Genomic DNA, 12,815 nt, shown 5'->3' with positions numbered 1-12,815 from the left:
TGGCGCGCCGGCGGCAGAGCCCGTGAACCGGAGACCCGAGAGACGCATCGCTGAACGCTAAGGAGAAGGCGGCCCATGCCTGAAGGACCCCAGCTCATCAGCCGACTGGCCCGGCCACTGCTGGCGGCGAGTTTCGTCGCCGGCGGCTACGGCGTGCTCCGCGAACCGGGCCCGCTGCCCGAACTGGCCCGGCAGCACGGCGTTCCGCTGCCCGAGGCCGCCACCCGGGCGACCGCCACCGGCATGGTCGTCGGCGGACTGGCCCTGGGCAGTGGCATCGCGCCGATGCTCGGCGGCGGCACGCTGATCGCCTGCCTGGTGCCGACGACACTGACCGTGCACGCCTTCTGGCGTCAGGCGGATCCGGCGCGACGGCGTATGCAACGCAACGAGTTCTTCAAGAACGTCAGCCTGCTCGGCGGCCTCGTGATCGCCGCCGCGGCCTCGTCCCGGCGATCGCTGCCGGCCGGCGGGGACGGTGCCTGATGTCCGACGACGGACAGACCCGGGCGGTCACGGCGCCGACCGCCCCGCCCACGCTCGCCGAGCGCGCCCGCGACCTCGCGTCGCTGGCGGGCAAGCACGCCGCCGACGCGGACAGGGAGCGGCGGCTCCACCCCGACGTGGTCCGCTCGGTCGCGGACGCGGGATTCGGCCGGCACTTCGTCCCGGCCCGCTGGGGCGGTGCCGAGGGCACCTTCGCCGACCTGCTGACCGCGGTCGCCCGGGTCGGCGAGGGATGCACCTCCGCCGCCTGGGTCGCCGCCCTGGCCGCGACCGTACCGCGCATGGCCGCGCATCTGCCCCGTCAGGGACAGGGCGAGATCTGGTCCGACGGCCCGGACACACTGCTGGTCGGCGCACTGATGCCGCTCGGCCGGGCGGAGCGGGCGGCCGGCGGATGGCGACTGACCGGCACCTGGTCGTACGTCAGCGCCGTCGACTTCTCCGACTGGGCCCTGGTGTGCGCCCGCACCGCGGAGAACGGTGCCGAGGTACCGCGCTACTTCGCGGTGCCGCGCGAGGCGTACGCGATACGGGACACCTGGTTCACCGTCGGGATGCGCGGCACCGGCAGCAACACCCTCTCCGTGGACGACGTGTACGTCCCGGACCACCGGGTGTGCACCCGCGCGGCCGTGCTGGACGGCGAGTGCCCGGACGGGCCCACCACCTGTACCCGGGTGCCGCTCAAGGCGGTGAACGGCCTGTCCTTCGCGGCGCCGGTGCTGGGCGCCACCAGGGCGCTGCTGGCCGAGTGGACCCGCTGGGCCGCGCCCAGGATCACGGCGACCGGCGGTGGCGATCCCCGCCTCGCGGAGAACGCGCTCCGGCACGGGGTACTGGCCCGCGCCGCGGGGGAGGTGGACGGGGCCGAGCTGCTCCTGGACCGCACCGCGCGTGCGGCCGACGCGGGCACGCTCGACCCGTTGGCGACCGCGCGCGGGGGCAGGGACTGCGCACTCGCCGCGGAGCTGCTGCTGGCCGCGGCGGACCAGTTGTTCAGGGCCGCGGGCACTTCCGCGCAGGTCGAGGGAAGTCCGTTCGAACGCGGCTGGCGCGACGTCAGCGCGGCGGTGAGCCACTTGGTGCTGCGCTTCGAACCGGCGGCGACGGCCTACGCGCAGGCGGTGCTGGCGGCACAGCGGGAGACCTGAGGGGCGGTACGACGCGAAACCCGCCCTCCTCACCGGCGATACGGGAGGAGGGCGGGTTTCGCGGTGTCAGCGGGTGGGGGCGGAGCGCGACACGGTGGCCCGGCGCACCGTCACGCGTACGCCGGAGAACTCCGGGATCTCGCTGAACAGGCCGATGCCCAGGGCGAGTCGGTCGGGCCGGACGCTCTCCTCGGGACCGTCGGCCGACCGGGTGAGGTGGGCGGAGCGGGACGGGAGGCGGCGGCCCAGGTCCGGCACCGCGAGGACCTCCTCGCCGTCCAGCGACCACACCGCCGTGCCGCGGGCCCGGTCGACCCGTACCGCGCACCGATGGCGGCGGTCCGGCGAACGCTCGGCGACCGGGATCTCGTAGGTGAAGGTGCCGTGGCCGGTGCCGGGCCGGCCGAGCCGCTCGTACAGCACCCAGACCCGGTCGTTGGTGAGCAGGAAGTCGAGAACCAGGCCGGAGCCGAGGTCCACGCAGAGCATCCCGCCCATTCCCGCACGGGTGTCGGCGACGCCCGACCCGCTCACCGGCCCGCCCTCGGGCACCCGCGCGGCCGGGCCGTATATCTCCGCCGCGAGTTCCATCTGAGCGGTGAGTACCGACCCGTCGCGCAGGGCGAAGCCCGGTGGGGTGGCGGTGCCTGCGAAGGCGACCCAGCGCAGGTGGCTCGCGGCATCCGAGGACGTGGGGGCCGCGAACCGGGGCCGGCCGGTCGCCGGATCGCGGCCCGGCGGCGCCACGACCAGGCCCTGCGGAGTGACCCGGGCGATCCCGTCCCCGGTGGCCAGGCCGGCCGCGGGACGGGCGAGCCATGCCGGCGGCAGCCCGGTCTGTTCCCGGTCCGGTCCCGCGGGGCGGAACTCGTCGGTGAACACCGCCTCGTCCTGGCCGTCCGTCGAAACGCCGGTACCGCTGTGCCGTGTGTACGCCACCGTGCCTCCGCCTCCCACGCCCGCCCGGGCGCTGTCCGTTCATGCGTGTCACACCCCGGGTCAGTCGCCGACCCCCGACACCTCCAGCGCCTCCGCCGCCGCACGCAGGATCCGCAGCCGCCCGTCCAGGGACGTCGCCGCGGCGGACACCATGACGCCCAGGGTGGTCACGCCGGCCTCCGCGTACGCCTGCATCCGGTCGGCGAGCCGGGGCACCGGGCCGGCGAGCGAGGTGTGGTCGATGAAGTCCATGGGCAGCGCGGCCGCCGCACCGGCCCGGTCGCCGTCGGCCAGCCGCTCGTGGAAGACCTCGATCTCACGGGCGTAGCCCATCTCGCGTGCGAGTGCGCAGTAGAAGTTGTGCGCCGGGTCGCCGATGCCCAGCAGGTAGACGTACTGGCCGCGCAACGCGTCCACCGCGGTGGGCACGTCGTCCGCGACCGACGCGGGCAGGCTGGGCAGGATCTCGAAGCCGGTCATGTCCCGCCCGGCCGCCTCCCGGCCCGCACGGATCTCGGTGACGGCCTTGGCCGCCGCCTCGGGCGGAGTGAACACCCCCAGCCAGCCGTCCGCGATCTCACCCGCGAGCCGCAGACTGCGGGGCCCCACCGCCGCCAGGTAGACCGGGATCCGTGACCTGGGCAGCTCGGTCAGCACATGCAGCGGCGCCCCGTCACGGCCGTCGGCCGGCAGCTGGAAGTGCCGGCCCCGGTAGGTCACGGGGCCGCCACCGAGAGCCTGCCGGACGATGTCGACGTACTCCCTGGTCCGCTCCAGCGGCCGGCCGAACGGCACCCCGTACCAGCCGTCCGAGACATCGGGGTTGGACACCCCGAGGCCCAGCCGGAACCGGCCGCCGCTCAGCGCGTCCAGAGTGGCCGCGGTGAGCGCGGCGAGTCCCGGCGGGCGCGCCGGTATCTGCATGACGGCGGACGCCAGGCCGATCCGCTCGGTGCGACCCGCCACCAGGCCCAGCACGCTGGCCGCGTCGGACCGGTAGCCCTCCGGGGCCAGCACGAGCCCGTAGTCCAGAGTCTCTGCGGCACGGGCGAGTTCGCCCGCCCCCTGGTAGACCAGATTCGCCGCAAGCCGCATCGTCAACTCCCTCGGAGGATCCCGGATCTCGCCGGACTCTTCACTCTTCCGGAACGCACACCTCGTCAGATGAGGTGCGCGCCGCCGTCCACGAGCAGCACCTGCCCGGTCGTGTACGCGGCGTCGGCCAGGCCCAGCACGGCCTCGGCGACGTCCTCGGGCCGGCCCACCCGGCGCAGCGGCGTACTCTCCCGCACCTTCTGCGCGATCGGCACGAAGAAGTCCTTGCCCTGTGTCCACGGTGTCTCGACCAGGCCGGGAGCGACCGCGTTGACACGGACCTCGGGCCCGGTGGCGTTCGCCAGCAGCCGGGTCATGTGCTCGATCGCCGCCTTGCTGACGGCGTACGGGATCGAACTGCCCGCCGGGCGGCTGCCGGCGATCGAGGAGATGTTGACCACCGATCCGGCACCGGTCCGGGCCAGGTGCGGCATCGCGGCGACCGTCGTCTGCCAGGTGCCGATGACGTTGAGGCCGAGGATCTCCCGCCAGAGGTCGGGTGTGGCCGCCGCCAGGTCGGCGTGCGGTACGGGACGGGAGACGCCCGCGTTGTTCACCAGGATGTCGAGCCGCCCGTAGTGTGCGACGGCGGAGTCGACGAGGTGCCGGGCCTGGGCCTCGTCCGAGACGTCGGCCCGTACGTAGATCGCGTCGGGCAGGGCGGCGGCGACCTTCTCACCGGCCTCCACCGAACGCGCGGAGTTCACGACGACGCGGATTCCCTCGGCGGCGAGGCGCAGGGCGACGGCCTCGCCGATGCCGGAGGAGGAGCCGGTGACGAGTGCGACCCGTGCGACGGTCATCAGTAGTTCCCCAGTCCGCCGCAGACGTTGAGCGCCTGGGCCGTCACGGCGGCCGCGTCGTCGCCGACCAGGTACTCGACCATGGCGGCCACCTCGCGTGGCTCCACGTACCGGCCGAGCGGCACGCGCGTGGTGATGCGGTCGTGCGCCTCCTGCTCGTCCACGCCCCAGATGGCCGCGTAGTGCTCGCGGACCCGCGCGGCCATCGGCGTCTCGACGAAGCCGGGGCAGACCGCGTTGACCGTGATGCCGGTGCGGGCCAGCTCCAGGCCGACGGCCTTGGTGAAGCCGACCACTCCGTGCTTGGACGCCGAGTAGGGCGCGGCGTGGACGACTCCCTGCTTGCCGCCGGTGGACGCGATGTTGACGATCCGGCCGCGCTCGCGGTCCAGCATGCCGCCGGTGGTGAGCACTTCCTTGGTCATGAGGAAGACACTGTTGAGGTTGGTGTTGATCACGTCTAGCCACAGTTCGTCGGGGATCTCGGCGGTGGCGCCGCCGCCGCTGCGGCCCGCGTTGTTCACGAGGATGTCCACCGGGCCGTACCGTTCGACGGCGGCACGGACGTACCCCCGGATCTGCTCGGGGTCGGCGACGTCGCAGACGGTTCCGTCGACCTCCAGGCCCTTGTCCCGCAACTCCTTGACCACGGCGGTCAGTTCCTCGGAGCGGCGGGCACAGATGAAGACGCTCGCGCCGCGGCTCGCCAGCCGGGTGGTGATCTCCAGGCCGATCCCGCTGGTGGCGCCGGTCACCAATGCCACCGGCCGCACTGCCTCCGTCATGCTGCCTCCCTGCATGTCCTCGACGACGGCCCGCCCCCTGCGGGGCCTGCGCGTCCTGCGGACCGAGACTGACCGGCGGGACTAGAGGCGGGGTGGAAGGCGGATGGAGCCGGGCGGACGGCGGAATCGCGGATCCGGTGGGCGCCGTACCGTCCTTCGAGCTGCCCTCTAGGCGGGCCGGACACGGTGGGTGCGGCATCAGCCGTTCGCACCCGGAGCCCTGGAGGAGCCGATGACCGCCACCCCGGTCCGTACCGACCTGTACTCGCAGGTCCAGCACTTCTACGCGCACCAGATGCAGGCGTTGGACGCCGGCCGGTTCGCGGACTACGCCGCGACCTTCACGGAGGACGGCAGTTTCCAGCACTCGCCGGGTGCCACGCCTGCGGTCACCCGGCCGGGCATCGTCGCCGAACTGGTCGAGTTCCACCGCCGGTTCGAGAACGATCCGGTCCAGCGCCGGCACTGGTTCAACCACATCGCCCTGGAGTGGCAGCCCGACGGCACGATCCGCTCCACGGTCTACGCGCTGGTGGTCACGGTCCGTCCGGGCGGCAAGCCGGAGATCGCGCCGAGCTGCGTCGTGCACGACGTGCTGGTGGCCGGCGAGGAGGGCATCCTCACCAGGTCGAGGCTGGTCACACACGACCAGATGTTCTGAGGACCGGAGGGGACGGGGGCGGGAGTTCGTGTTCTTGGAACCCCCGCCCCCACCCCACGACCGACACCCCGGCGACCCGGGGCGCCCCCACAGCGCAACGGCTCGACGGCCTGGCTGCCCGGTGCCCCGACGACGTGCCGGCTCAGCGCCCCAGCAGCGCGGCGGCCTGGCGGTCCAACAGCCCGGCGCGCCGGCGGCCCAGCAACCTGACGGGCCGGAAGCCCGCCGACCTGGTATCCCAGCGGTCCGGCGCACCGGCAGCCCAACGGCCCGGCAGCCCGATGGCTCTACAGCCCGGCGGCCCGGTGCTCCAGCAGTCCGGCGCATCGGCGACCCGGCAACCTGACGGGCCGGAAGCCCCGTCGACCTGGTATCCCAGCGGTCCGGCGCACCGGCAGCCCAACGACCCGGCAGCCCGATGGCTCTACAGCCCGGCGGCCCGGTGCTCCAGCAGCGCGGCGCGCCCGCGGCCCCAGCAACCTGACGGCCCGGCAGCCCGGCGGCCTGGTATCCCAGCGGTCCGGCGCACCGGCAGCCCAACGGCCCGGCAGCCCGACGCCCCGGTGCTCCAGCAGCGCGGCGGCCCGGCAGCGCGGCGGCTCAGCGGTCTGGCGGCTCAGCGCCTCAACGGCCCTGCGGCGTGGTGTCCAGGCGGCTGGCGAGCCGGTGATCCGGCAGTTCGGCGGCCTGGCCGCCCGGCGTTCAGCCGGCCAGGCGGCCCGGGCGTTCCCAGTCGGGTGTCTCCAGTGCGGGGTCGCCGCTGAGTACGGCCTGGTGCAGTCGCTGCAGCCGGGAGGACGGTTCCACGCCGAGTTCCTCGGTGAGGGTCTCGCGCAGTCGGCGGAAGGCGTAGAGCGCCCGCCAGCCGCTGCCGGACCGGTACAGCGCGATCATCAGCAGGGCGCACAGGTTCTCGTTCATGGGGTGGCGGGCCACCAGGGTCCGCAGCTCGCCGAGGAGCGGGGCGTGCCGGCCGAGCCGCAGATCGGCCTCGATCCGCCGTTCCAGCACCTGGGTGCGGCTCTCCTCGATGCCGAGGAGCTCCATCTCCAGCACCCGTCCCACCGGAACGTCGGCGAGCGCCGGACCCTTCCAGCAGGCCAGTGCCCGGCTCAGGCTGATGGACGCGGCACGCGCGTCCCCCGCCTCCAGGGCGGCTCCGCCGCGGGCGGCCAGCCGCTCGAACTCCCGCAGGTCGAAGGTCTCAAGGGGCGCGGCCAGCTTGTACCCGCCGAGCGATGTGACCAGAACGTCCTTGGCGGACAGGTCCGAGCCGGGCGGCAGCGTCCGCGTGATCTTGCGGCGAAGCTGGAGGATGTAGGTCTGCAGGGTGGTCAGCGCGCTGCGCGGGATGTCGTTCCCCCAGACCTCCTCCATCAGTGTGGGCACCGGGACGAAGTGCCCGGCACGCAGCGTCAGCAGGGACAGAATCTGCCGGGGCTTTCCGGCGCTCGGCACGATCGACAGGCCGCGTTCGCGGACCGAGAACTGTCCCAACACCTCGATGTTCACCGAGAGTGCCCCCATTCGCGTCAGGTTCTCATGTCGTGTTCGGTCGTAGCCGAGCTTGTCACTCAGTGCCTCACGGGGCCCAGTGCACACGTCACGACTCCGGCGTGAACACCTCACCCGGCACGTGAGTTCCTCACAAACCGCCGCTCACCAGGGATTTCTGACGGAACGTCAGAATCAGAGGGGCGGGTTGCCGTGTTTGCGGACGGGCAGGTCGGCGTGCTTGGTGTGCAGCATCGCCAGGGACCGGGCGAGCACCTCGCGGGTGTCGGCCGGGTCGATGACGTCGTCGACCAGGCCCCGCTCGGCGGCGTAGTAGGGATGCATCAGCTCGGCCTTGTACTCCTTGACCAGTCGGGCACGTACGGCGTCCGGGTCGTCGGCCGCGGCGATCTCGCGCCGGAAGATGACGTTGGCCGCGCCCTCGGCGCCCATCACCGCGATCTCGTTCGTCGGCCAGGCGTAGGTCAGGTCCGCCCCGGTGGACTGACTGTCCATCACGATGTAGGCACCTCCGTAGGCCTTGCGCAGCACCAGGGAGATCCGCGGCACGGTGGCGTTGCAGTACGCGTACAGCAGCTTCGCGCCGTGCCGGATGATCCCGTCGTGCTCCTGACCCACGCCCGGCAGGAACCCGGGCACGTCCAGCAGGGTGACCAGCGGGACATTGAACGCATCGCACATCTGCACGAACCGCGCCGCCTTCTCGGACGCCTCGATGTCGAGCACTCCCGCCAGCACCTGCGGCTGGTTGGCGACGATGCCGACGACCCGCCCGTCCAGCCGGGCCAGTGCGCAGACGATGTTGCGGGCCCAGAGCTCGTGGACCTCCAGGTACTCGCCGTCGTCGACGATCTCCTCGATCACCCGGGTCATGTCGTACGGTCGGTTTCCGTCCGCCGGCACCAGGTCCAGCAGCGCCTCGCACCGCCGGTCGGCGGGGTCGGCCGGTTCGGCCGCCGGCGGGTGCTCGCGGTTGTTCTGCGGCAGCAGGGACAGCAGGTAGCGGACCTCTTCGAGGCAGGTCTGCTCGTCGTCGTGGGCGAAGTGGCAGACGCCGGAGGTGCCGGCGTGCACGTCCGCGCCGCCGAGGGCGTTCTGCCCGACCTTCTCCCCTGTCACCGCCTGGATGACGTCCGGTCCTGTGATGAACATCTGCGAGGTGTCGCGGACCATGAAGACGAAGTCGGTCAGAGCCGGGGAGTACGCGGCTCCGCCCGCGCAGGGGCCCAGCATGACGCTGATCTGCGGAATGACGCCGGAGGCCCTGGTGTTGCGCCGGAAGATGCCGCCGTAGCCGGCGAGCGCCACCACGCCCTCCTGGATGCGGGCACCCGCGCCGTCGTTCAGGGAGACCAGCGGGGCCCCGGCCGCGATGGCCATGTCCATGACCTTGTGGATCTTGGCGGCGTGCGCCTCGCCGAGAGCGCCGCCGAACATGCGGAAGTCGTGCGCGTACACGAACACCGGCCGGCCGTGCACCGTCCCCCAGCCGGTCACCACGCCGTCCGTGCGGGGCCTCTTGGTCTCCATGCCGAAGCCCACCGCGCGGTGCCGCCGCAGCTGTTCCATCTCCGTGAACGATCCCTCGTCCAGCAGCACGTCGATGCGCTCCCGCGCGGTCAGCTTGCCCTTGGCGTGCTGCGCCTCGGTCGCCTTCTCACTTGGGCCCTGCCGCGCCTGACTCCGGATGGTGCGCAGTTCCGCCACGAGTCGCCGCTGGGGCGAGATGGCCGGCGGCCTTTCCTGAGCGGTCGTCATCGGATGCCTCCTGTTCGGCGCCCGGACGGTGTGTCCGTCCGGGCACCGACTCTCCGGCGACCGACTGGACACTGGGTCGAAGGCGGGTGGACCGCAGCCGTCCTCCAGGGGCGGTCCAGCGGGGTTCCAGCAGCGGCCGAAAGGGTCGTCGACGTTCCGGACCCACCGACGTGAGGTGAGACGGCATGGCCGTGGATGTGACGCGCTTTCAAGAACTGTTCGGCTCGTTTCCGACGATGGTCTCGATCGTCACGGCGATGGACGCGGACGGCAGACCCCGCGGACTGACCTGCAACGCGGTGTCGGCCGTGTCGGCCAGGCCGCCCCTGCTGCTGGTCTGTGTGGACAAGCAGTCGCACACCCTGGACGCCCTGCTGACATCGGGGGCGTTCGTCGTGAACGTGCTGGCCGACGGCGGACAGCAGGCGGCCCGGGTCTGCGCGGGCCGCTCCGAGCGGAAGTTCGCCGGGCTGCGGTGGATGCCGTCGGCCGTCGCGGGCGGCGCCCCCGTCCTAGTCGACGCCGTGCTGGCGTACGCCGAGTGCGTCGTCGTACAGACGGTGGAGGCGGGCGACCACTGGATTCTCATCGGCCGGGTGGAGGGGGCCGAGGTGCTGCCGCGGTCGCCCGTGCTCTATCACCAGGGGGAGTTCGAGGTGTGGAACCCTCAGGCCCGGCAGGTCGGCAGCCGGCCGTGAAACTCGACCATCTCGGCGAACAGGGCCCCGATGTCCAGCGGCGCTCCCGGAACCGCACCCTGCGCCTCCGCGTAGGCACGGCGCAGGTTGGGCAGTAGCCGCTCGGAGTCGCGCAGCCCGGCGAAGTCGCCCGGGTCGCAGGCGCGGGCGGCCTCCAGGGGGCTGAGTCCCGCGGCCATGCCCTGCCGTGCCGTCGCCTGAACCCACCGCAGGTAGCTCTCGGTGACGTCGAACACCTCGGGGCCCGCGACCGGGCCGTGGCCGGGCACCACGGTGCGGGCGCCCAGCGACCGCAGCCGGTCGAGGACGGCGAGCGATCCGCTGACCGATCCCATCGCGCAGAACGGCGTGACACCCGACATGACGATGTCTCCGGTGAACAACACCTTCTGGTCGGGAAGCCAGACGACGGAGTCGTCGGTCGTGTGCGCCGGTCCCGGGTGCAGCACCTCGACGCGCACCTCGCCCACGTGCAGGGTCACGCCGTCGCGGTAGGTGAGGGCCGGGGGCGCGAGTTCGAGGGCGCCCCAGCGCACCTCGGGCCACAGACCGGTGAGGTGCAGCCCGGCCGCCAGAGCCTCGCTGCGGGTCCGTTCGTGGCCGACGACCAGCGCTTCGGGGAAGACGAAGTTGCCGAAGGTGTGGTCGCCGTGGAAGTGGGTGTTGACCAGGACGCCGGGAGGTGCCGCCGTCACACCGCGCACGGCCTCGCGCAGGCGGCGGGCCCGGGTTTCGGTCGCGGCGGTGTCGACGAGCGCCGCCCTGCCGTCGTGGACGACGAGGCCCGCGTTGTTCAGGCACCAGCCGCCGTCCGGCTGGATGTAGGCGAAGACGCCGTCCGCCACTTCCTCCAGACGCGTGTCGTCCGGGGCCGCGTGGCCCTGCTGTTCGTCGGATGTCGCACGCGGTGTCATCACATGGGCCTCCCGAGGGCTGCCGCGGTCGTCGCGGGGTCCGGTTGCGGTACGACCCTTGCCGCAGCGGGTCGAGTACGGCTCGAACCCGGAACGCACCGGGCCGTGTCCCCGGCACCCGGTGCCGGGAGTCCCGCGCGCGGCCCGGCGGAGCGTTGCGCTCCCGCACGGCACCGGGCCCTATTGTGCCGTGCGGTAGATGCCACGGACACTGAGTGACAACGGGAGCGTCAGGGCTGCGGGAAACGGGGAGGTCTGGGTGATTCGCGTCTTGCTCGCCGAGGACATGGGGATGGTGCGAGGGGCGCTGGTGGCGCTGATGGAGATGGAGCAGGACCTCAGCGTCGTGGCGCAGGTCGCCGACGGCCGCGAGGTCCTCTCCGCCGGTCTGGCGCACCGCCCCGACGTCGCCGTGATCGACGTGGGCCTTCCCGGAGTGGACGGCATCGCGGCCGCGACCCAGTTGCATGAACACCTGCCGGAGTGCCGGACCCTGATGCTGACCGGCACGGACCAGCCCGGCACGGTGCGCCGGGCGATGGAGGCGATGGTCTTCGGCTATCTGCTCAAGGACGCCCCGCCGTCGGAACTGGCCGCGGCGATACGCAAGGTGGCGGACGGTCAGCGGGTGATCGACACCCGGCTCGCCTTCACCGTCTGGCAGCGCGGCGACCAGCCGCTGACCCAGCGGGAGTCTGACGTCCTGTCACTTGCGTCGGAAGGTGCTGAGGTCCCGGAGATCGCGGCCAAGCTCCACCTCGCCGTCGGCACCGTCCGGAACTACCTGAGCTCTGTGGTGACCAAGCTGGGTGCCCGCAATCGTCTGGACGCAGTACGGATCGCCCGCGACGCCGGCTGGATCGACTGACCCCGCGCCGTGCCGGGGACCGGTCGGGCATTCGGCGACCAGGTAGAACCAGCCGTCCGGATCCGCGGTCGCGCGCAGCCGGCCGCCCACTCGTGTCAACCGCTCGGTGAGGTTGTCCAGCCCGCCGCCCTGCCGGTTCGTGCTCTCGGAGCCCGGGACGACCCCGTCGTTCGAGACGGTGAGGCGTACGCCGCCGTCCACCTCGCGCAGGACGATGCGGCAACGTTTCGCCCGGCTGTGCCTCAGCAGGTTGGTCACACCCTCGCGCAGAACCGTGGCCAGAACCGTCTCCCTGTCGACGGGGAGACCGCTCACGGACAGGTCCATGGACACCTCGATGCCCGCCGCGAGCAGGACACCCCGCACCGAAGCGGTCTCGTCGGCGATCCGCATGTGCCGGTAACCGCGGGACACCGAACGCACATCGGAAAGCGCCTGGCGCGAGGTCTGCAGGATCTCGAGGAGTTCCCTCCGGGCCCGGTCGTCGCTCGATCCCACCAGCCGGACGGTCAGCTCGCTCTTGAGAGTGATGACGGACAGGCTGTAGCCGAGCAGGTCGTGCAGGTCCCGGGCCATCCGGAGCCGTTCCTGTTCGATGGCCAGCCGGGTCGCCGCGCCGCGGGCCCGATGCAATTCGGCCACGAGTTCGGCGATACGGCCGAGACCGTAGATCATCGTGCCGATCATCAATATCGAAACAACCAGCCAGGACGCACCGAAAATGCGGCTCCCGAAGAGGAGGGCGATGCCGCTGGCTGCGATACACACGGCAGCGAATAGTCCTACGGACAGAGGTGGCTCGAGGACCAGCAGGATCGAACCGGCCAACAGGCCCGAGAGTCCCACCCAATTAAGGCCGAAAAACATCGTTGGTATAAAGGTCAACAGGGCCTGTAATATCAGGGTCAATTTTCCGTAGCGCTCGCGTAACCGTACGGTGGCGGGTGCGCAATGTATGACCTGCACGGCGCCGACCAGTGGCAGAGTGGTCAGGAATCCGATGATTTGCCAGGGTCGTGGATGTGATGCCAGCAGGTTGAGGGCGATCATAAATGCCACGCTGCATTGGATGGCAGCCATGAGATGCAGCGCCAGACGGGGCGGCTGCTCTCCATCAGGAA

At 72.0% G+C, this 12,815-nt stretch carries 12 protein-coding genes and 1 pseudogene; 5 read left to right on the top strand and 8 right to left on the bottom strand.

Annotated features, from left to right (window positions below; translation table 11 throughout):
* The first annotated feature begins 75 nt into the window (after window positions 1-75).
* Both ACZ48Z_RS09050 and ACZ48Z_RS09045 read left to right on the top strand, forming a co-directional pair.
* Window positions 76-486 (top strand): DoxX family protein, encoded by a 411-nt coding sequence (locus ACZ48Z_RS09050; RefSeq protein WP_468735135.1) that lies wholly within the window; start codon window positions 76-78, stop codon window positions 484-486.
* A complete protein-coding gene (locus ACZ48Z_RS09045) occupies window positions 486-1,658 on the top strand; it encodes an acyl-CoA dehydrogenase family protein (RefSeq protein ID WP_468735134.1) in 1,173 nt (390 codons plus the stop codon). Before ACZ48Z_RS09050 ends, ACZ48Z_RS09045 begins: the two co-directional genes overlap by 1 nt.
* Before the next feature lie 66 nt (window positions 1,659-1,724).
* Here ACZ48Z_RS09045 and ACZ48Z_RS09040 read toward each other — a convergent pair whose 3' ends face one another.
* The 4 genes from ACZ48Z_RS09040 to ACZ48Z_RS09025 form a co-directional block, all read right to left on the bottom strand.
* Window positions 1,725-2,597: a DUF6081 family protein gene (locus tag ACZ48Z_RS09040; RefSeq protein ID WP_468735133.1), complete on the bottom strand. Its 873-nt coding sequence runs from the start codon at window positions 2,595-2,597 to the stop codon at window positions 1,725-1,727.
* 60 nt (window positions 2,598-2,657) lie between these two features.
* Complete coding sequence (locus tag ACZ48Z_RS09035) at window positions 2,658-3,692, bottom strand: LLM class flavin-dependent oxidoreductase (RefSeq protein ID WP_468735132.1); 1,035 nt, start codon at window positions 3,690-3,692, stop codon at window positions 2,658-2,660.
* A 65-nt stretch (window positions 3,693-3,757) separates the two neighbouring features.
* Window positions 3,758-4,495 (bottom strand): SDR family NAD(P)-dependent oxidoreductase, encoded by a 738-nt coding sequence (locus ACZ48Z_RS09030; RefSeq protein WP_468735131.1) that lies wholly within the window; start codon window positions 4,493-4,495, stop codon window positions 3,758-3,760.
* On the bottom strand, window positions 4,495-5,280 hold the full coding sequence (locus ACZ48Z_RS09025; protein ID WP_468735130.1) for a 3-oxoacyl-ACP reductase: 786 nt from the start codon (window positions 5,278-5,280) through the stop codon (window positions 4,495-4,497). Before ACZ48Z_RS09025 ends, ACZ48Z_RS09030 begins: the two co-directional genes overlap by 1 nt.
* Window positions 5,281-5,512: 232 nt before the next feature.
* On the opposite strand from ACZ48Z_RS09025, the gene ACZ48Z_RS09020 reads away from it, so the two are divergent.
* Window positions 5,513-5,941 (top strand): nuclear transport factor 2 family protein, encoded by a 429-nt coding sequence (locus ACZ48Z_RS09020; protein WP_468735129.1) that lies wholly within the window; start codon window positions 5,513-5,515, stop codon window positions 5,939-5,941.
* A 702-nt stretch (window positions 5,942-6,643) separates the two neighbouring features.
* Here ACZ48Z_RS09020 and ACZ48Z_RS09015 read toward each other — a convergent pair.
* Together ACZ48Z_RS09015 and ACZ48Z_RS09010 are read right to left on the bottom strand one after the other, a co-directional pair.
* On the bottom strand, window positions 6,644-7,453 hold the full coding sequence (locus ACZ48Z_RS09015) for an AfsR/SARP family transcriptional regulator (RefSeq protein ID WP_406465584.1): 810 nt from the start codon (window positions 7,451-7,453) through the stop codon (window positions 6,644-6,646).
* A 177-nt stretch (window positions 7,454-7,630) separates the two neighbouring features.
* Window positions 7,631-9,214: an acyl-CoA carboxylase subunit beta gene (locus ACZ48Z_RS09010; protein ID WP_468735128.1), complete on the bottom strand. Its 1,584-nt coding sequence runs from the start codon at window positions 9,212-9,214 to the stop codon at window positions 7,631-7,633.
* A gap of 185 nt (window positions 9,215-9,399) precedes the next feature.
* On the opposite strand from ACZ48Z_RS09010, the gene ACZ48Z_RS09005 reads away from it, so the two are divergent.
* The gene (locus tag ACZ48Z_RS09005; RefSeq protein ID WP_468735127.1) at window positions 9,400-9,912 is read left to right on the top strand and encodes a flavin reductase family protein; all 513 of its coding nucleotides are present in this window, start codon (window positions 9,400-9,402) and stop codon (window positions 9,910-9,912) included.
* On the opposite strand, the gene ACZ48Z_RS09000 is transcribed toward ACZ48Z_RS09005, so the two are convergent.
* Window positions 9,882-10,826, bottom strand: coding sequence for an MBL fold metallo-hydrolase (locus ACZ48Z_RS09000; RefSeq protein WP_468735126.1), 945 nt, complete (start codon window positions 10,824-10,826; stop codon window positions 9,882-9,884). The genes ACZ48Z_RS09005 and ACZ48Z_RS09000 overlap by 31 nt on opposite strands.
* 259 nt (window positions 10,827-11,085) lie before the next feature.
* Between ACZ48Z_RS09000 and ACZ48Z_RS08995 the strand changes: the two genes are divergently transcribed.
* A complete protein-coding gene (locus tag ACZ48Z_RS08995; protein WP_468735125.1) occupies window positions 11,086-11,694 on the top strand; it encodes a response regulator transcription factor in 609 nt (202 codons plus the stop codon).
* Between the two features lie 405 nt (window positions 11,695-12,099).
* On the opposite strand, the pseudogene ACZ48Z_RS08990 reads toward ACZ48Z_RS08995, so the two are convergent.
* Window positions 12,100-12,270 (bottom strand): annotated as a pseudogene (locus ACZ48Z_RS08990) (histidine kinase); the annotation flags it as partial.
* Between the last annotated feature and the right edge of the window lie 545 nt (window positions 12,271-12,815).

It is taken from the genome of Streptomyces sp. NPDC031225 (genome assembly GCF_055570355.1).
This window is presented reverse-complemented; position numbering and strand designations above follow the sequence as displayed.